General features: G+C 37.9%; 14 protein-coding genes. 8 read left to right on the top strand and 6 right to left on the bottom strand.

Features of this window, described 5'->3' with window-relative positions; translation table 11 throughout:
* Positions 1 to 84 precede the first annotated feature (84 nt).
* Entirely contained in the window at positions 85 to 2,220 is a 2,136-nt protein-coding gene (locus DET49_RS02475) for a carboxy terminal-processing peptidase (RefSeq protein WP_133546573.1), read from the top strand.
* Positions 2,221 to 2,802: 582 nt separating this feature from the next.
* On the opposite strand, the gene rodA is transcribed toward DET49_RS02475, so the two are convergent.
* From rodA to purH, 5 genes are all read right to left on the bottom strand, one after another.
* Positions 2,803 to 4,053, bottom strand: a complete 1,251-nt coding sequence (rodA, locus tag DET49_RS02480) for a rod shape-determining protein RodA (protein ID WP_133546574.1) — start codon at positions 4,051 to 4,053, stop codon at positions 2,803 to 2,805.
* Positions 4,054 to 5,922, bottom strand: a complete 1,869-nt coding sequence (gene mrdA, locus DET49_RS02485) for a penicillin-binding protein 2 (RefSeq protein ID WP_133546575.1) — start codon at positions 5,920 to 5,922, stop codon at positions 4,054 to 4,056.
* Positions 5,923 to 6,414: 492 nt separating this feature from the next.
* Positions 6,415 to 7,239, bottom strand: coding sequence for a rod shape-determining protein MreC (gene mreC, locus DET49_RS02495; protein ID WP_133546577.1), 825 nt, complete (start codon positions 7,237 to 7,239; stop codon positions 6,415 to 6,417).
* Between the two features lie 13 nt (positions 7,240 to 7,252).
* The gene (locus tag DET49_RS02500) at positions 7,253 to 8,281 is read right to left on the bottom strand and encodes a rod shape-determining protein (protein WP_057482684.1); all 1,029 of its coding nucleotides are present in this window, start codon (positions 8,279 to 8,281) and stop codon (positions 7,253 to 7,255) included.
* Positions 8,282 to 8,319: 38 nt separating this feature from the next.
* Positions 8,320 to 9,852 (bottom strand): bifunctional phosphoribosylaminoimidazolecarboxamide formyltransferase/IMP cyclohydrolase, encoded by a 1,533-nt coding sequence (gene purH, locus DET49_RS02505; RefSeq protein ID WP_133546578.1) that lies wholly within the window; start codon positions 9,850 to 9,852, stop codon positions 8,320 to 8,322.
* A gap of 239 nt (positions 9,853 to 10,091) precedes the next feature.
* Between purH and DET49_RS02510 the strand changes: the two genes are divergently transcribed.
* Complete coding sequence (locus tag DET49_RS02510; protein WP_133546579.1) at positions 10,092 to 11,345, top strand: ABC transporter permease; 1,254 nt, start codon at positions 10,092 to 10,094, stop codon at positions 11,343 to 11,345.
* 47 nt (positions 11,346 to 11,392) lie between these two features.
* Here DET49_RS02510 and DET49_RS02515 read toward each other — a convergent pair whose 3' ends face one another.
* Positions 11,393 to 11,854 (bottom strand): GAF domain-containing protein, encoded by a 462-nt coding sequence (locus DET49_RS02515; protein WP_133546580.1) that lies wholly within the window; start codon positions 11,852 to 11,854, stop codon positions 11,393 to 11,395.
* A gap of 87 nt (positions 11,855 to 11,941) precedes the next feature.
* Between DET49_RS02515 and xrtF the strand changes: the two genes are divergently transcribed.
* From xrtF to DET49_RS02545, 6 genes are all read left to right on the top strand, one after another.
* Positions 11,942 to 12,487 (top strand): exosortase family protein XrtF, encoded by a 546-nt coding sequence (gene xrtF, locus DET49_RS02520; RefSeq protein WP_133546581.1) that lies wholly within the window; start codon positions 11,942 to 11,944, stop codon positions 12,485 to 12,487.
* Positions 12,484 to 12,927 carry an exosortase F system-associated membrane protein gene (locus DET49_RS02525; protein WP_133546582.1) on the top strand — a complete coding sequence of 148 codons (444 nt, stop codon included), beginning with the start codon at positions 12,484 to 12,486 and terminating at the stop codon, positions 12,925 to 12,927. The genes xrtF and DET49_RS02525 overlap by 4 nt, the downstream gene beginning before the upstream one ends.
* Before the next feature lie 65 nt (positions 12,928 to 12,992).
* Positions 12,993 to 13,385, top strand: a complete 393-nt coding sequence (locus DET49_RS02530; protein WP_133546583.1) for an HYC_CC_PP family protein — start codon at positions 12,993 to 12,995, stop codon at positions 13,383 to 13,385.
* Positions 13,386 to 13,570: 185 nt separating this feature from the next.
* Entirely contained in the window at positions 13,571 to 17,419 is a 3,849-nt protein-coding gene (locus tag DET49_RS02535; protein WP_133546584.1) for an efflux RND transporter permease subunit, read from the top strand.
* 28 nt (positions 17,420 to 17,447) lie between these two features.
* Positions 17,448 to 18,716: a TolC family protein gene (locus tag DET49_RS02540; RefSeq protein WP_166636529.1), complete on the top strand. Its 1,269-nt coding sequence runs from the start codon at positions 17,448 to 17,450 to the stop codon at positions 18,714 to 18,716.
* Complete coding sequence (locus DET49_RS02545) at positions 18,703 to 20,412, top strand: efflux RND transporter periplasmic adaptor subunit (RefSeq protein ID WP_133546586.1); 1,710 nt, start codon at positions 18,703 to 18,705, stop codon at positions 20,410 to 20,412. Before DET49_RS02540 ends, DET49_RS02545 begins: the two co-directional genes overlap by 14 nt.
* Positions 20,413 to 20,433 lie beyond the last annotated feature (21 nt).

A 20,433-nucleotide genomic window follows, 5' to 3' on the forward strand; every position in this document is an offset into this window, starting at 1 on the left:
ACAAATTATTATTACCTGTTAGCTTTATTGGCACAATTTTTAATGTATTTTGGAGAGCTGTTAATGATGAAATTTATGCGATTTATGAAAAGGAATTTAAAATTAATGGTGGTAGTACTTTTAATGGCTGCCACATCTTGTAGTTTTACTACTAAAAAATTTGACGATCCAAATAAAGATAAGCTATTAATAGACCTTATCACTTATGTACTAAATGAAGGGCATTATGATGCTAGGGAAATTAATGATGAATTTTCTAAAGATGTATATAATAAATATCTTGAAAATTTGGATGCGTCTAAACGTTTCTTTTATGCCGACGATATTAAAGAGTTTAGCCAGTACAAGGATAAAATTGATGACCAGATTGAGGAAAAAAAGATCGATTTTTTCGATCTGACTTATAACCGACTAATAAAGCGAAGTGATGAGGCCCGTGAGATCTTCAAGGAAATTCTTGCTAAGCCTTTTGATTTTTCTAAGGAAGAAGATATCAATACCGATTTTTCTAAAGCCGAATATGTATCTTCAAAAAAAGAATTAAAAGAGCGTTGGAGAAAACAACTTAAGTTTTCTACACTCATTACCTATTATGATAAGATAGAAGAGGAACGACAGAAAAAGGAAGAAAACCCAGATTATGAAATGAAGTCTAAAGAAGAGCTCGAGAAAGAAGCTCGGGAAGTTACCTTAACTTCTTTAGAAGAATATTTTGATTTTACTGATGACTTTGAGAGGAAAGATTATTTTTCGATCTATCTCAATTCAATTGTAGAAAGATTTGATCCCCATACGTATTACTTTGCTCCACAGGATAAAGATAGATTTGATATTGCGATGTCAGGTCAACTTGAAGGAATAGGTGCGAGGCTGCAAAAGAAAAGTGACAATATTACAATTACTGAAGTAATTTCTGGAGGTCCGGCCTGGAGAAGTGAAGAACTTGCTGCGGGAGATGAGATCCTGAAGGTTCAACAGGAAGACGAAGAAGAACCCGTGAGCATCGTGGGGATGCGCCTAGAGGATGCTGTAGAACTTATTAAGGGGCCCAAAGACTCTAAAGTTACGCTAACTGTTCGTAAGAAGTTAATGGGGAATATTGAAGAAATTACTTTGACCCGTGATATAGTTGAAATTGAAGAGACCTACGCTAAAACTGCGATGGTAAAAGAAGGTGGGAAGAATTTTGGTATAATTAATTTACCTAAGTTCTACTTTAATATGGAAGATTACGAAGAACGAAATGCAGCTTCAGATATTAAAAAGGATATTATTCGCCTTAAGAAAGAGAATATGGATGGTTTAGTTCTTGACCTTAGAAATAATGGAGGGGGATCATTGAAAACTGTTGTAGATATTGCAGGGCTTTTTATTAAAGAAGGTCCAGTTGTTCAGGTTAAATCTAATGGCGAGAGAAAGGATGTACTTTCAGATGAAGACCCATCTGTACTTTGGGATGGTCCGCTTGTAATTTTAGTAAATGAGCTTTCTGCTTCGGCTTCAGAGATTTTAGCCGCTGCAATGCAAGACTATGAACGAGCTATTATCATCGGAAGTAAACAAACTTATGGTAAGGGTACCGTTCAAAATGTTGTGGATCTTAATCGTTGGTTAAGAAGCAATGAATTTGGAGATGTCGGTGCACTTAAGCTTACTACTCAGAAATTCTACAGGGTAAATGGAGGATCTACTCAATTGGAAGGTGTGAAAAGTGATGTAGTAGTTCCGGATCGTTACAGTTTTGTTGAAATTGGTGAGAAAGATCAGGATAATCCCCTGCCTTGGGATAAAATAAATCCTGCCGATTATAATGTGTGGGACGGTTATGTGAATTTTGAGAAAACTATTGCTGAAAGCAAAGCTAGAATGAATTCAAACAAGCAATTAAAGTTAATAGAGGAACATGCTAGATGGATCAAGGAACAAAGCGACGAAAGTTCTCATTCTTTGCAGTTTGAAGAGTATGCAACTTCTGCCGAGATGAATCAAAAGATGGCAAAAAGGTTTGATTCTATTAATAATTATAAAACTGACCTCACTTTTACTTCCTTACCCTATGAAAAGGAATTGTTTGAAACCGATACAATTTTGGAAGAAAAAAGAGATCGCTGGCATAGTAGTTTGAGTAAAGATGTGTATGTTGAAGAAGCAATTCACGTGCTCTCTGATATGAGAAAGAATAATATTAGACCAGATCATCTAGCAAAGGTTAGAGATTGAAACTTTTTGCTTAATTATTAAAGAAACGCTTCAGCAATGAAGCGTTTCTTTTTTTGGATGTGTATCACTTAAAGGTGATAGTCCCTTATGAGGCTTTTATAGTTAGCGATCCCTAGCTTAAGGGATGATCCACCGCGAGATGAATCTGAAGGAAAACGGCAATAATGTTCCCAGAGAGGGGAAATTTACCATTATATACAAGATACCTGAACTGGCTGAGCTTTTGCAATAAGACAACTTCCTGAAGATATCAAGGGCTAGGGTGTGATTAAACAGTAAAAAATTTGCCTTATAATGGCGTTAAACCCGGCAATTGTTCAAACCAAGACTATTAATGATAGGTTAGGTTTGGATAGTAGCTTAAGGGAGTAAATTAGAACCCCTTCCCTGAAATTAAAAAGATGCTAAAGCAGAATACTCACGAATATCCTTCTTCAAATTAGGCTATAGTAGAGGTGGTAAATAATATAATCTCTGCTTTAATTGAAAAATATTAAATTTGTATATGTTAAAACGAAAATATATTTACCCGATAATTATTTTAATAGTTGCAGCTGTCTTGCTTTTGATAGATAGTTATAATTAATTAAAAGACATTCTTTCTGAATCCAACTTTACGAATATAAAAAGAAGGATGGTAAATCCCCAGAGCCCTGACCCCCCGTAACTCAAAAAAGGTAAGGGGATGCCAACAGTAGGAAAAATACCAATCACCATTCCTATATTTACTAGAAAGTGCATAAAGATAATTCCTATAACTCCGTATCCATAGACCCTATTAAAAGTTGAACGCTGTCTTTCCGCAAGATAAATTAGTCTTAGCATTAATAGCACAAAGAGGCCAATAATAAAAGTGCTGCCAAGAAAACCCCATTCTTCTCCTACGGTACTGAAGATATAATCGGTGTGTTGCTCGGGAACAAAGTGTCCTTTGGTTTGGGTTCCTTCTGTCCAGCCTTTTCCAAATAAACCGCCACTCCCTATGGCAATTTCGCTCTGGTTGGTATTATAGCCTATTCCCCTGGAGTCTACTTCTCTTCCCAGCACAATATTAAACCTATCGCGATGATGTTGTTTAAAAACATTTTGAAATACATAATTCACCGAAAGTGAAAAGCCTACCGCAACCGCTGCAAAAAAGAGATACTTGATTAGGTTTGGCCGCCTTTTTAAATTTTTAAGGTAAGTTAGGATTAGAATAATAAGAACACCTCCGATTACCCATAAAGGACCAAAAGCCAGGGTGGCTACAAATAAAATAGCAGCAAAAAACCCAAGAAGTAAATAAGCAAAATGCAAACCTTCCCTGTACAGGGCAAAGGCGAAAGAAAAATAAATCATAGCGCTTCCTGCATCGGGCTGGAGTAGTACTAAAAGCATGGGTAATCCAACAATTAGAAAGACTCGCAATTGATGTGTGAAATCTTTAATATTGGTTTGTATACCACTTAAGTATTTTGCTACGGCCAGTGCCGTGGCCGCCTTTGCAAACTCTGCAGGCTGTATGCTTACCGGGCCTATTTGATACCATGCTGTTTGACCTGCAATGGTACTACCAAAAATAAATAGGCCTGCTAGACTTAAAAGACTTATCGCATAAATGACACTTGAAAAACGTTGATAGAATTTCGCTTCAATAGATAATAGGATAATAACCAGAAGGAAACTTAAAATAATCCAAAGCGCCTGTTTGCTGTATATTTGAGAAAATTCAAAAAAATCGGAATGATCTTCAGCTAAGGATGCAGAATAAATGTTCGCCCAGCCAAAGCCTACTAACAAAAGGTAAATTAAAATAGTAATCCAATCGAATCCCGTTGCGCTTTTCCCCATTTATTGATTAATTCTAAAAGGTTCTCCACTAAGCGGTTTGGCATATTCCTCTTTAAGACTGTGGTTTAAGATCCAGTCTTCCATATCGGTTCGGGTTATTTCCTTTTTAAGATATTTTTCTACCATTAAGCTGGCAATCCTTCCTGCGTATCGACTCCCCCAGTATCCGTTTTCAACAAATACGGCAATCGCTATTTTAGGATCGTCAACCGGGGCAAAAGCAATAAAGATTGAGTGATCGGTAAGCTGCGTGCGCTTTCCATCAATCTCTGTAAAGTTCTCTGCAGTTCCGGTTTTTCCCGCAATTTCGATTCCAGGTATCTGTAAACTGCTTGCAGTCCCTTTTTTATATACCTGGTGCATGCCTTCTACTACAGGTTCAAAATGTTTAGGATCTATGGTAGTTTTGTTCTTTTTCGTGAATTTTTCTTCTTTAATGGGATCACCTTCAATTTTTTTCAAAATATGCGGGGTATAGTACCAACCACGATTTGCTATAATAGCCGTCATATTTGCTAATTGAATCGGGGTCATCAAAACCTCTCCCTGACCGATAGCATTAGAAATTGTGGCGGTAGCATACCACTCATAGGTTGGGTAGTCATAAATTTGGTTGTAATATTCTGCATCTGGTATTTTGCCCGGCCTGCCTGTGCTGAGATCATTACCCATAAATTGTCCCAGGCCAAAACTTTTTAAATGTTTGTTCCATGTATTAATTCCTTCCTGAGGGGTAGGGAATTTTTCAATTGTTTTACGATAAACCTGCGCAAAATAGGAATTACAGGAGTGAGCAATACCCGGGACCATATCCAGAGGGCTTGGATGAGAATGACAGCCCAAAGGACGCCTTGCGCCATAGTTGTACCCGTTATTACAGGAAAATGTATCATCGGTATCTACGACACCTTCCTGAAGTCCAATTAAAGCGGTTAATGTTTTAAAAGGAGATCCGGGAGGATATTCAGCTAAGAGTCCACGGTCATAAAGAGGCCGTGCAATAGAATCGTAATAAAGCCGAGTATAATTAGGAGATCTTTTTCTGCCTACTAGTAAGGAAGGATCGTAATTTGGAGCAGTTATCAAAGATAAAATTTCTCCACTTTCTGGTTCAATGGCCACAATGCCCCCCCTTTTGTTTTCCATTAATTTTTCACCATAGGCCTGAAGTTGTGCATCTATGGTAATAGTTATGTCTTTCCCTTTTGTTGGGAGGGTATCATATATTCCATCTTTATATGGTCCAATATTACGATTAAACCTATCTTTCTGAATGTACTTTACACCTTTTTTTCCACGCAACAAATCTTCGTATACTTTTTCTACGCCGCTTCTTCCTATAAGGTCACCCGAAATATAGTATGGATCTTCATTAATTTTTTGCTGATTTACCTGTGCGATATACCCCAATACATTTGCGCTGTGGTCCACCTGATAATCTCTTAAAGAACGCTTCTGAATGTAGAAACCTTCATATTTTCTCATTTTCTCCTGCAAATAAGCATATTCAGCTTTTGTTAGCTGGGGAATAATTACCGATGGAAGGATAGGAGAATAAATCTTGGCTTTGTCTAAACGCCGCCCCAATTCTTCGGGTTCTATACTTAGAATTTTACAGAATTCAGTAGTATCAAAGGGTTTTAGGTTTCGTGGTATTGCCATTACATCGTACGAGGGCTGGTTAGAAACCATTAATTTCCCGTTTCGGTCAGAAATATAGCCCCGCTGCGGATAATCGTAAACTATTTCTATGGCATTATCCTGCGAACGAACCGTAAAAGATTCGTCCATTATTTGTAAATAGAATAAGCGGGCAAGAAAAACAATGCCCGTGGTAAGAATAATAATGTATAAAAGTAATTTTCTCATCTATATTTTTTACTGAAAACCGCTAAGCTTAACATAATTAGAATAACACTAAAAAGCCCTGCAAATAACGTTTTTTTGAGCACTATTATTATATGACTTAAGCTGAACATTTCCAAGAAAAATAAGATAAAATGATGAATTAAAATACTTATAAAAATATAACTCACTCTTGCTCCAAAAGGTGTAGTGGAAAGTCTTAAGTTTTGATGATCGTAGCTTATACCAAAGGAAAATCGTAATAAATTAGGTCTTACAAAAGCTAGTACCAGGCAGGCTGCGGCGTGAGCCCCGCCGCTGTCTTCAAAAAGGTCGATACTGAAACCCAATAGGAACGAGAGAATTAAAAAAAGACTTCGATTGGAATTAAAGGGATAAAGTAAAATGAATAATATGTATAGATAGGGGTTTATGTATCCTAAAAAGTTAATGTTACTTAGGATGAGTACCTGTATTAATACCAGGCCTAAAAATCTAATGCTATTTTTTACAATGTTATTGTTCATCTTCCCGCTCTAATTCCTGTATATTTTCTTTATCCAGGTTTTCAATTACATAGACATAACCAATATTTGTCATATCATTAAAAAGCTTGACATCAATGGTATAATAACTTTGGCTTTGGTCCAGCTCAAAATTTTCAATTTGACCAATAGGAATTCCTTCCGGAAAAATCAAGGATTTACCCCCTGTTATTATGGTATCTCCTTTTTTGACAGGCGCTTGACGAGGCACGTCTATTAACTGAACGATATTAGGATTTTCACCGTTCCAGATTAAACTTCCAAAATGATTGGTTTTACTAAGTTGTGCATTAATTTTAGATTCTGAGTTTAATATCGAAATTACCCTGGAAAATCTTTTATTAACACGGTCGACGATTCCGATTACTCCTTTGCTGGTAATAACTCCAAAATCTGCTTTAATACCAGATTCCTTCCCCTGGTTTAAGGTTAGAAAATTGTTTGGTTTGGAATAATTATTATTTATAACTCTTGCGGTTCTGAAATAATAAGTACCCTCAAAACTGGAAGTATCGGTATAGTTCTCTATGGGAATAGTGTCTTTTAAATTAGTGAGTACATTGCGAAGTTGCTTATTTTCTTCCATTAACCGCTCATTGTATTCATCTAAATGCATATACTTGTCAAAATCGTTGGCCCAGGAATAGATTCCCCCGGTAAGGCTATTTGCCGAACTTATAAAGCTACTTTTATGAAAAGAATGTGTTTGAATCGTGAAAAATACAGATAATGCAAGCAAGAATAAGAATAAGATATTATTCTTATTCCGAATAAGAAAATTGAAAATTTGCTGCATACAACTATTTCTCCTACTTTATCAAAATTCCCTTGTATCGGTTCAGGGTCTTTAAGCATATTCCGGTTCCCCTAACCACGGCCCTTAAGGGATCTTCAGCGATATAAACCGGAAGATCGGTTTTTTGGGATAACCTTTTATCCAGTCCCCTAAGCATAGATCCACCCCCTGCGAGATAAATCCCGGTATTGTATATATCGGCTGCTAATTCTGGTGGGGTTTGGGACAAGGTTTCCATAACCGCGTCTTCTATCCTTAAAATTGATTTATCTAAAGCTTTAGCAATCTCCCGGTAAGAAATGTTTACTTGCTTGGGTTTTCCTGTTAATAGGTCACGGCCCTGTACGCTCATTTCTTCTGGCGGAACCTCCAAATCTTCAGTCGCTGCACCGATCTGAATTTTTATTTTTTCAGCCGTGCGCTCGCCTACATAGAGGTTATGTTGGGTGCGCATATAATAAACAATATCGTTGGTGAAAACATCACCGGCGATTTTAACCGATTTATCACATACAATTCCTCCAAGTGCAATAACCGCAATTTCAGTAGTACCACCCCCTATATCTACGATCATATTACCTTTGGGCTGCATAATATCTACCCCAATACCAATTGCCGCAGCCATGGGTTCGTGAATAAGATAAACCTCTTTTCCGTTAACACGCTCTGCACTTTCTTTAACCGCACGCATTTCCACCTCCGTGATTCCAGATGGTATACAAATAACCATTCGAAGTGCTGGAGTAAACATTTTCTTTTTTAGAGCGGGAATTTCCTTAATGAACATGGTGAGCATCTTCTCACTGGCGTCAAAATCTGCAATTACCCCGTCTTTTAGAGGACGAATGGTTTTGATGTTTTCATGGGTTTTTCCCTGCATCATCGCAGCTTCTTTCCCTACTGCGGTTATTTTCCCAGTAGTGCGGTCTCGCGCAACAATGGAGGGACTGTCTACAACCACTTTATCGTTGTGGATAATAAGGGTGTTTGCAGTTCCTAAATCTATTGCTATTTCTTCAATGAGAAAGTCAAAAAATCCCATGGTTTGTTCGGTATTGAGGTTTGGTAAATGTAATAAAATTAATGCTTAAAATGGCGTGTTCCTGTGATCACCATTGCTATATTATTTTCATTGCAGTAATCTATACTGAGCTGATCTTTTATAGACCCGCCAGGTTGGATTACGGCTGTAATGCCTGCCTTTCCAGCAATCTCCACGCAATCAGGGAAAGGGAAAAATGCATCACTGGCCATAACTGCGCCATTTAAATCAAATTTAAACGACCTGGCTTTCTCAATGCTATGCCTTAAGGCATCTACACGAGAAGTTTGTCCGGTTCCACTGGCACATAATTGTTTGTTTTTAGCCAGGACAATTGTGTTCGATTTTGTGTGTTTGCAAATTTTTGATGCAAACAACAAATCAGATAACTCGGTATCCGTTGGTTTATTGTTGGTAGCTTCTTTTAAATCTATGAGCGCATCTGTTTTGTTGTCTTTATCCTGAACCAAAACCCCGTTTAGACAAGTTCTTACTTGTTTCTTGGGAAGTTCTGTATCTTTCTGAATCAATAAGATCCTGTTCTTTTTTCCTTTGAGGATTTCTTCGGCCTCGCCGGAGAATGAGGGAGCAATAACCACCTCACAGAATAATTTATGGATCTCTTCAGCCGTGACTTTGTCAATTTCAACATTACTGATTAGAACTCCACCAAATGCTGAAACTGGATCTCCAGCTAAAGCATCCAAATAAGCCTGGTGGATAGTATCACGTTGCGCCAAGCCACATGCATTATTATGTTTCAAAATTGCAAACGTGGGGGATTCACCTTTGAACTCGTTGATCAGATTCACTGCTGCATCCACATCGAGAAGATTATTGTAAGATAGTTCTTTTCCGTGCAGTTTTGCAAACATGGCATCAAAATCTCCATAAAAAGTTCCTTTTTGATGTGGGTTCTCTCCATATCGCAGTTCTTTTCCACTTTGGATACTTTCCTTATGGACTTTTACTTTTCCTTCGGTATTAAAATAGTTGAAGATAGCAGTATCATAATGCGAAGAAATATTGAAAGCTTTACCGGCAAAATGTTTCCGGTCCGCTAGACTGGTTTCACCATTTTTCTCTACCAGTAGGTTTTCAAAATCTTTATAATCTTCTACTGAAGAAACACAAAGGACGTCTTTGAAGTTCTTGGCGGCAGCGCGGATTAGCGAAATTCCACCAATATCTATTTTTTCAATAATATCCTGTTCTGAAGCTCCTGAAGCTAGAGTTTTTTCAAAAGGATAAAGGTCAACAATCACAATGTCTATCTGGGGTATTTCGTATTGGTTAAGTTCCTTAACATCAGTTTCGTTATCCTGACGGTTTAATATTCCGCCGAAAACTTTTGGGTGGAGCGTTTTCACCCTTCCTCCTAAAATGGAAGGATAGGAAGTTACCTCTTCTACGGGAACTACGTTAATTCCAAGGTCCCTGATAAATTTCTCGGTGCCTCCGGTAGAGTAAATGGTAATTCCCAGATCGTTAAGTTTTTTGACGATAGGCCCCAGGCCGTCTTTGCTGAATACAGAAATTAAAGCAGATTTTGCTTTTTTTAAGTCGCTCATTGTGTTGTATTTGTTAAAGTGGCAAAAGTAAGTATTTAACCCAAAAACATAAAAGGCATTTACTTTATTTATCGATAAATTTTGTAACGAAATTTAAAGCTGGGCGTCATACCAATAAGTACATAAAAATCCCTGCTGAGTTACTCACTAGGAGAGATTTGAAATGGGCCGATTTAGCGTCATAAAAATTTATTTTTTCAATCTAATGCTTTGTGGATCTCCCCCGGGCTTTATTTATTATGTTAATATATTTACGCGTACTTAAAGAGAGTTTTAATTTTGCGATAAACGCACTTAAAAACAATAAGTTAAGGACATTTTTGTCTCTGCTTGGGGTGACCATTGGGATTTTTTCCATAATTGGAGTGCTTGCGGCTGTAGATTCTTTAGAGCGTGAAATTAAAGGAAGTTTAAGCGCCTTGGATAACAGCACCATTATTGTTATGCGTTTTTCTTTTGGTCCTACCGAAATTCCCCAATGGAAACGACAGCAATTTCCGGATGTTTCTTATGATGAATATCAATTCCTAAAAAGGAACTTACCAAATACTGAATCTATCAGTTATACCATTGGTGTACCTGAAGAATCTATAAAGTACCAGGATGTTACTAGCACTGGCGTTGGTGTTGGTGCGGTAACCCACGAATATTACGAAATAGAAGCCCTGGAACTTGAAGAGGGACGCTTTTTTAATGAATCTGAGTCTGTGAGCGGTTCTCCGGTAATTGTTTTGGGTCACGAAATTGCAAATAATCTCTTTGGCAATTTTAATGCACTTGGAAAAGAAGTACGCATGTATGGCAGGAAACTTACCGTAATTGGCGTACTTGAGAAACAGGGAGCAAGCCTTTTCGGAGGATCCCGGGATGGCCAGGTTTTTCTTCCGGTTAATATTGCCAGAAGAGTTTACGGGGATAGTAACAAAGGCGTGTTTCCGCAACTTGTTTTAAAACCTGAAGACGGGGTGGACAACGCGGAATATATTGCCGTTTTAGAACAACAACTTAGAAATTATCGTGGGATAAAACCTGGAGATATAAATAATTTTTTCGTAAATCAATTACAGGGTTTTGCTGATTTTATTGATAATATTACTAATCAGCTCAATTTCATTGGGCTTATTATTAGCGGGTTTTCCTTACTGGTTGGTGGATTTGGAATTGCCAATATTATGTTTGTGAGCGTTAAAGAACGAACTAACCTAATTGGTATTCAGAAATCTCTAGGAGCAAAGAACAAATTTATTTTATTTCAGTTTTTATTTGAAGCGATAATACTGGCTATTATCGGAGGACTGGTTGGCTTAGGTCTTGTTTGGTTAGTTTCCCTGGCTGCTTCACAATTCACAGGTGATTTTGAATTTGTGCTTTCATCCTGGAATATGTTTATAGGAACCGCGGTTTCCGCTGTAATTGGATTGATTTCCGGAATTATTCCTGCGATTTCAGCTTCGAAATTAGACCCTGTGGAAGCCATTCGAACCGGAATGTAATAGTTAGATAAAAATTAGAGTTTTGCTCTTAGTCTCCTGCTTCCTTCCTAGACCTTTAATACTTCCGCAACTCGTGCATTTACCCACTCCAAAAATTCTTCATCTTCTTTAGAAAAAGGATCTGCGGTATGGGAATCTATATCGATCTGCCCAATGTTTTCATCGTTTAAGAAAAGCGGTACAACAATTTCAGCTTTTACATTAATACTGCAGGCAATATAATTATTTTGCGTTTTTACATCGGGAACCACGAAGTTTTTATTAGAAACGGCTACCTGGCCGCAAATTCCTTTTCCAAAGGGAATAATAATATGATCGGTAGGTTCGCCTGCAAAAGAGCGTAATTTCAATTCGTTTTTATCACCATTTTTAAAATAAAAACCGACCCAGTCATAGTATGGGATGTTTTCTTTTAAAATTTCGCAAACCTGGGATAACCTATGGTCAATAGAAAGATTTTCGTTTTCAATAATTGATTTGATTTCCGGTTTTAATTTCTGAAAAGGCATAATTGATATTTTGTAGCAAAAGTATTCAAAAATTATAGCAAGCGCAGACTCATATTTGTATAAATTTGTTAAAAACCCATTCTAAAGTTGCTCAATTTATTCCTAAAATATAAATCGGTACTTCGTTTCATCTTTATGTTTTTAGGTAGCTACCTGGTTTTTACGCTGGCTTACAATTTGTATTTAGAATTTTTTAGATACCCGGTTTATTTTCCCGATTATATAACCCATTTGGTAGCCATACAAAGTGAAGCTTTGATAAATAGTTTTGGTTATGATGCCCAAATTTTACCGCATCAGTCAGAGCTTTCTATGAAGCTTATAGTTAACCAGGTATATTTGGCCAGGATTGTAGAAGGTTGCAACGCTGTAAGTATTATTATATTATTCTCCGCTTTTGTACTTTCTTTTTTTGGGAAATTAAAATTAACACTTCTTTATCTCTTGGCTGGCGCTGTAATAATATATGCCATGAATATAATTAGAATCGCTATTCTCGCGATAGGGATCTATGAATTTTCTCAGTATACAGAATTCCTCCACAGTATCATTTTCCCCTTAATTATTTATGGTACGGTATTTTTACTTTGGGTAATTTGGGTAAGGATTTACAGCCAAAAACAGAAAGTATGAAACAGCTAATTAGACTTTCGCAAATGGTGTTTTTAGTTGTTATGCTAGTCTTGGTTAGACTTTTTGAAAAACAACTTTTTTACGATCCGCTAATAGATTTTTATCGCTATGGAGGATATCTGGCAATGAAAGTTCCTGATATTACTTTTTCAACATTGGTATTGCATATTAGTTTACGTTTCTGGTTGAATACCTTAATTTCCTTAGTAATCCTTTTCGTAGCTTTTCGCGATAGGAATATTGTGAAATTTGCAGCTTTACTTTTCATATTGCTGTATGGTATGAGCCTGAGCTGTTTTTGCATACTCTATTTTAATCTAAACTCCCAAAATGTAATGGGCTTATTTTATGTTCGACGCTTTTTAATTCACCCCTTGTTTATCCTTATTCTGTTACCTGCTTTTTATTATTATCGATTACAAAAACGTAAAAACCCATAATTTTGAAGTTATTCCGAAAAACCTGGAAAGGCTTTATTGTAAAAAATTGCCTATTTTTGTAACGGATGAAAAAAGCTTTTCAACATAGCGTTTCTGTAATAATGGCATTTTTGGTGCTGTTTTCAACCTTCTCTTTTACAGTAGATAAACATTTCTGTGGAAGTCTTTTGGTTGATAAAGCAATTTTTTCTGAAGCTGAAACCTGCGGGATGGAAATGGAAGCTTCAGCTGAAACTTCCTGTTGCACCAATGAAAAGGTGGCGGTTAAAGGACAGGACGAATTAAAACATCAATTTGATTCTTTAGACCTTAACCAACAACTTTTTTTAACTGGCTTTTTTCATTCTTATCTCTTCGTTTTTGAAGACTTTTCAGAAGAAATTGTTCCGTTTAGAAATTATTCTCCTCCCTTTCTGGTCAAAGATATACAGCTGGTAGACCAGGTTTTTCTTATTTGATATAAATTTTTAAAAATGTCATCCTGTTTCGAAATGATATAAAATTCTCGTGGCGAAACAATAGGGGAATTACAAATTCCTTTGTAGGTCCAGATGGCATTTGCAATTTGGTTTTGAGGTAACCCTCTCTTTCCATCTATATTGTTTTTCAGCGTTTTGTTGTTTTATAAATGTATATCCAAATTATGTTCAATAAGATTATCAAATATTTCCTTTATAACCGGTTGGTTTCTATCTTGCTATTGATATTTCTAATCGGCTGGGGACTGGTAACTGCACCTTTTGATTGGGATACGGGATTTCTGCCAAGTGACCCGGTTCCCGTTGATGCTATCCCAGATATTGGAGAGAATCAACAAATAGTATTTACCGATTGGCCCGGACGATCCCCCCAGGATATAGAAGATCAAATCACCTACCCGCTTACCAGTTCGCTATTGGGAATTCCTGGCGTGAAATCTATACGTAGTTCTTCTATGTTTGGATTTTCAAGTATCTATATCATTTTTGAAGAGGACGTTGAATTTTATTGGTCCAGGAGTAGAATCTTGGAGAAATTGAATTCTTTACCAACCGGCTTATTACCTGATGATGCTCAACCTGCTTTAGGGCCAGATGCTACTGGTTTGGGCCAGGTTTTTTGGTATACTTTAGAAGGGCGCGATAAAAATGGAAATGTAACAGGAGGGTGGGATCTACACGAATTGCGTAAAATACAGGATTATTATGTAAAGCTGGGATTAAGTGGCGCTAAAGGTGTTTCGGAAGTAGCTTCCATTGGTGGATTTGTGCAGGAATATCAAATTGATGTAAATCCAGAAGCTCTAAAAGCTTACGGGATTGGAATTGATGAAGTCATGATGGCGGTAAAGAATTCCAACCGGGATGCCGGGGCTAAAACTTTAGAAGTAAATAAAGTTGAGTACCTGGTGCGAGGATTAGGTTATATAGAATCTATAGAAGATATAGAAAATACAGTTGTTGCCGAAAAAGAAAACACACCGATACTTATCAAAGATATTGGAAAGGTCAAACTTGGCCCAGCACAGCGACGGGGTGTTTTGGACAAGGGAGGCGCTGAAGTGGTGGGTGGCGTGGTTGTCGCCCGATATGGCTCAAATCCATTGGCAGTAATTCAAAACACAAAAGATAAAATTCAGGAAATATCTTCAGGACTTCCGACCAAGACCCTTGCTGATGGAACACAAAGTCAGTTGACCATTGTTCCTTTTTACGATAGAACACAATTAATAAATGAAACTATAAATACATTGGAAAGTGCACTTTCTCACGAGGTGCTAATTAGTATTATTGTAATTATCGTGTTGGTTTTAAACCTGCGAGCATCGGTCCTTATTTCAAGCCTATTACCAGTAGCTGTGCTTATGACCTTTATTGCGATGCGCTATTTTGGGGTAGATGCCAATGTGGTTGCCCTTTCTGGAATTGCTATTGCCATCGGAGTTATGGTAGATGTAGGGATTGTTTTTGTTGAGAATACCATTCGTTGGCTCGAAATGCCAGAATACAAAAATTCCCGAGGTAAGAAACTCGCCGGAATAATCTATAATGCCACTGCGGAAGTTGCTCCTGCGGTAACCACTGCGCTTGCAACTACCATCGTAAGTTTTATCCCTGTTTTCTTTATGGAACATGCCGAGGGTAAATTATTTCGTCCTTTGGCCTTTACCAAAACTTTTGCGCTCGTTTCTGCTTTTCTTATCGGGGTTTTTGTTTTACCAATGTTATCGTATTTCTTTTTCAATATTAAAATTGATAAAAGTAAAACCCAGCGAATTTGGAATCTTATCCTAATAGTTTCGGGAATCTCGCTGGCTATTGTTTTTACATTTTGGTTGCCATTGGCCTTAACCCTAATTGGACTTTTAAAACTTGTTGAAGACAGGAATCCACAGTTTTTGGGTAAATATTCTCATTTAATTATACCGGGAGTAATCCTAGGGGTCACCATTCTTTTCCTTGCCAAGGAGTGGATGCCACTTGGTTTTCAGAAATCCGTCTTTGCCAATTATATTTTCGTGATTCTGCTGCTGACCATTACTTTGGTGGTTCTAATGATGATCGTAAAATTTTATGAACCTATATTAAATTGGTGTTTAGTCAATAAAGTGAAATTTCTTACCATACCTATAGTCACTATATTTTTTGGAACCATGATCTGGCTTGGCTTTCCAAAATTATTTGGATTTGTGGCAACTGGATTTGAGAAAGTCGGATGGAATATAAAAACAACTGATGTATGGAGCGGGCTGACGCATACTTTTCCAGGTGTGGGAAAAGAATTTATGCCTTCGCTTAACGAAGGTAGCTTTTTGCTAATGCCGACCACGATGCCACACGTTGGAATGGAAGAAAGTATCAAGATTTTAAAACAGCTTGATATGGCGGTGACTAGCATACCTGAAGTGGAGGTTGCAGTCGGAAAACTGGGAAGGGCGGAAACCGCCTTAGATCCTGCTCCCATTTCTATGTATGAAAATATTATCAATTATAAATCCGAATTTATTCGTGGGGAAGATGGATCTATGCAGCGTTTTAAGGTGGATGGGAAAGGACGCTTTATTTTGGAGTCAGGGGATACTTTAACTAATTCTGAAGCTATTGCAGGCGATGTTTCTGCGGAGAATTTAATAGCGGATGAAGATGGGGAATTTTACCGAAACTGGCGAGAACATATTCATAGTCCTGATGATATTTGGAATGAAATCGCGGAACGTACAAAACTTCCCGGGGTTACTTCAGCGCCAAAATTACAACCTATAGAGACCCGTCTTGTGATGTTGCAAACCGGAATGCGAGCTCCAATGGGAATAAAGGTGTACGGCCCAGACCTTAGGACGATCCAGGAATTTGGGATTGAACTGGAAGAACTCCTAAAAGAAGTGCCATCGGTTAAGTCGGAAGCTGTTTTCGCCGACCGGGTGGTAGGAAAACCTTACTTGGAAATAGATATAGATCGGAACGCGATAGCCCGCTACGGGCTGAGCATCGAAGATGTACAGCAAACTATAGAAACTGCCATTGGCGGAATGAAAATTACCTCTACAGTAGAAGGTCGAGAGCGTTTTCCGGTAAGGGTTAGATATCCCAGGGAATTACGGGATAACCCAGAAAGCATTAAACAAATTCTGGTGCCAACTTCAGATGGAGCTCAAATTCCCTTAGGCGAACTTGCTGATCTCAATTATGAGCGTGGCCCACAAATGATTAAAAGTGAAGATACTTTTTTAACCGGATATGTACTCTTTGATAAACGCGACGGCTTCGCGGAAGTAAATGTGGTAAATGATGCTAAAAATTATATTCAGGAGAAAATTGATACCGGAAAATTAGAAGTTCCTCCAGGTGTGAGTTTTAAATTCTCCGGAAATTACGAAAATCAGGTGCGGGCGGTAAAACGACTTTCAATCCTTATTCCTATATGTTTGGTAATCATTTTCCTGTTGTTATATTTTCAGTTTAAGACAATTATTGCCTCAACAATTCATTTTTCAGGAGTATTTGTGGCCTTTGCCGGAGGATTTATCATGATTTGGTTATACGGCCAGGGCTGGTTTATGGATTTTGGAATGTTCGGCACCAATATGCGAGATCTTTTTCAAATGCACGAAATCAATTTAAGTGTAGCCGTATGGGTTGGTTTCATCGCATTATTCGGTATCGCTACAGATGATGGGGTTTTAATGGGTACTTATATTCACCAGGTTTTTGAACGCAGAAATCCTCAAACTGTCAAAGAAGTTCGTGACGCAGTAATGGAAGCGGGTCTAAAACGGGTTCGTCCCGCTATGATGACTACTGCCGTTACTATAATCGCACTTTTTCCCGTGCTAACTTCAACCGGGAAAGGTTCCGATATTATGGTGCCCATGGCCATTCCCATTGTAGGTGGAATGCTGATTCAAATTATGACGATTTTTGTAGTGCCGGTTTTACAGGCCATATGGAGAGAAAATACATCACGTAATTTTCGGATAGATAATGGAGAAGAATCAGAAACAATTGAAACTTAACATTTCTGATGAAAATAAAAATCAAAAGATGAAAATAAAGAAAAAGGATATAATCTTAAGCTTATTATTAATTCCAATTTGGGGAGGGGTAGGGCTTGCCCAGGATTTAGAAGAGTACCTTCAGATTGCTGCCAAGAACAATCCGGAGTTGGAAGCGTCCTATACCCAGTTCAAGGCTGCATTGCAGGAAGCTCCGCAGGTGTCATCATTACCTGACCCTACCCTGAGTATCAGTGCCTTTGGGAGAATGATAGAAACCCGATTGGGTGCTCAGGAAGCTCGATTGGGATTAATGCAGATGTTTCCCTGGTTTGGAACCTTAGAGGCAAAACAAGAGGCTGCGAATTTATTGGCAGAGGCGAAATTTCAGGAATATCTAGCAATGCGTGCCGGTTTATTTTCTGAAATAAAGCAAGCTTATGCTGAACTTTTTGCTATTAAAGGGACTATTGTTTTAAAACAGGAAAACCTGGATATTTTAGATTCCTATCGTAAACTTTCATTGAGTAAATTCAGAAGCGGCAGTTCCAAAATGGTGAATGTATTGCGAGTGGATATTAAACAAGAGGAAGCTTTAACCGAAATAGCACTGGAAGAAGAACTTTTGTCAAGTTTAAAAAAACAGTTTAACCTACTACTTAATAGAAATCCAAATGCAGAGGTTCCTATTCAGGATACTTTGATATTTGACGGGGCTGTTCAGTTTGAAACAATCAATGCGGAAGAAGTTGTAGCATTGCATCCTGAATTGATCAAATTTGACAGGCAGCAAGAAGCTTATCAGAGACGGGCTGAAATAGCTGAAAAAGCAGGTTTGCCGAATTTTGGAATCGGTGTGGATTATGCAATTATTTCCGAACGTACCGATGCCAATCCGGTCCATAATGGTCAAGATGCGATTATGCCCATGTTTTCGGTGAGTATACCCATTTTTAGAACTAAATATAAGGCAGCTGAAAAAGAGGCCGAATTAATGCAAGAGGCAGTAAGTATGAATAAGCAAGCTCGAAAGAACCAATTGCAAAGTGAATTTGAGAAAATTTTATACAATTTAAATAAAGCCGCAAAACTCTTAAAACTTTACGAGCGGCAACTTGAAGTTTCTAACCAGGCCAGCAATCTTTTGGTTTCGGCATTTGGTAATGATGACGGGGACTTTGAAGAGGTGCTACGAATGAATCAGGATATTTTAATGTTGAAAATTCAGCAAATAGAAGCTTTGAAAGCCGGGTTTACGGCACAGGCAAAAATGGATTATTTATTAGCTAAAACTGAAAATTACGATGAAACGAATTAATCATATATGGAAAGCTGCAGGAATTCTTCTCGGGGGGATTTTGTTGGGATACTTGCTTTTTGGAGGCGGAGGGGAGTCTAAAAAGGAAGTACATGAACATTTAGAAGTTTCTGAAAATCAAATTTGGACTTGCTCGATGCATCCTGCTGTGCGTCAGAGTGAACCGGGTGATTGTCCGATTTGTGGGATGGATCTTATTCCGGTAGCAAAAAGTGGAAGCCAGGTGGATCCTGATCTGTTTGTCATGAGTGAAAATGCGATGAAGCTTGCAAATGTTGAAACCTTAATTGTAGGCTCTGAGGAGGCTTCAAAAGAAATAAGACTTAATGGTAAAGTTGAGTTGGATGAACGAAACACCTACACACAATCTACCCATATTCCGGGAAGAATTGAGCAGTTACGCGTAAATTTTACGGGTGAAAAAGTGAATCAGGGTCAAGTTATAGGAAGTGTTTATTCTCCGGAATTAGTAACCGCACAGGAAGAATTATTACAGGCAGCCCAGATTAAGAAAAGTCAGCCAGAACTTTTTGAAGCAGCAAAAGAAAAACTAAGAAACTGGAAAATAAGCGATACCCAGATAAATAATATGTTAAGCAGAGGCGAACCCATAGAACGTTTTCCTATAACCGCTGATGTTGGTGGGGTAGTTACCGAATTAATGGCAGAACAAGGTGATTACCTGGAGAGGGGAATGCCTATTTATGAAATTGCAAATCTCGAAGAACTTTGGGTGCTTTTTGATGTTTATGAAAGCAATATGTCCTGGATAAAAGAAGGGAGTATTATAGAGTATACTATTGAATCACTTCCCGGTGAAAGTTTTACGGGGGAAATTGATTTTATAGATCCTTTGTTGAATAATAACACACGTGTAGCAACAGCTAGAGTAGAAATTGATAACCAAAACGGGCGCATTAAACCTGGAATGTTTGCTACCGGAATGTTAGTTAATAAAATTTATTCCGAAAATGAGAAAATTGTAATTCCTGAATCTGCTGTTCTATGGACGGGAAAGCGCTCCCTGGTTTATGTAAAGGAAGATGTAGAAAGTGGAACTGGATTTAAGTTGCGAGAGATTGTTTTAGGTGCTTCGCTGGGAGATTCATATGTAGTGGAAGAAGGATTGAGTGTTGGAGAGGAAATTGTAGTCAATGGAACTTTTACCGTAGACGCTGCGGTGCAATTAGCCGGAAAACCCAGTATGATGAATCCTGAAGAAAATCACCCTACCGGAATTGTCTTAACTGTAAGTGAAAAGTCGGAAATCCAACCCGTTTTTACTTCCTATTTAAATTTAAAAGATGCTCTTGTTGCCGACGATTTTGAATTAGCCAGCAGACAGCTTTCTGCCTTGGAAAATAAAATGGAAAGCCTTGATCTATCAGCTTTCGAGACTAAGCTAGCAGATGACATTGAGAATTATATTAATAGGCTTCAATCCTCGATAGGCGATTTAAAGGCTGCTAACAATATTTCAGTTTTCAGGAATGAATTTGTTGATCTTTCCACAGTAATGATCGACATAGCTAGGAGTTTAAAACCTTTTGATCAGCAGGTTTACATTCAGCACTGTCCAATGGCAAACAATGAAAAGGGTGCTAATTGGTTGAGCCTTTCTGAAGTTATTAGAAATCCCTATTATGGGAGCGCTATGCTAACCTGTGGAGAAGTTGCCGGTGTGATTGAGGATTAATATTTAGAAAAGAAGAATAAA

The organism is Salegentibacter sp. 24 (assembly GCF_004362395.1).
Classification (GTDB): domain Bacteria; phylum Bacteroidota; class Bacteroidia; order Flavobacteriales; family Flavobacteriaceae; genus Salegentibacter.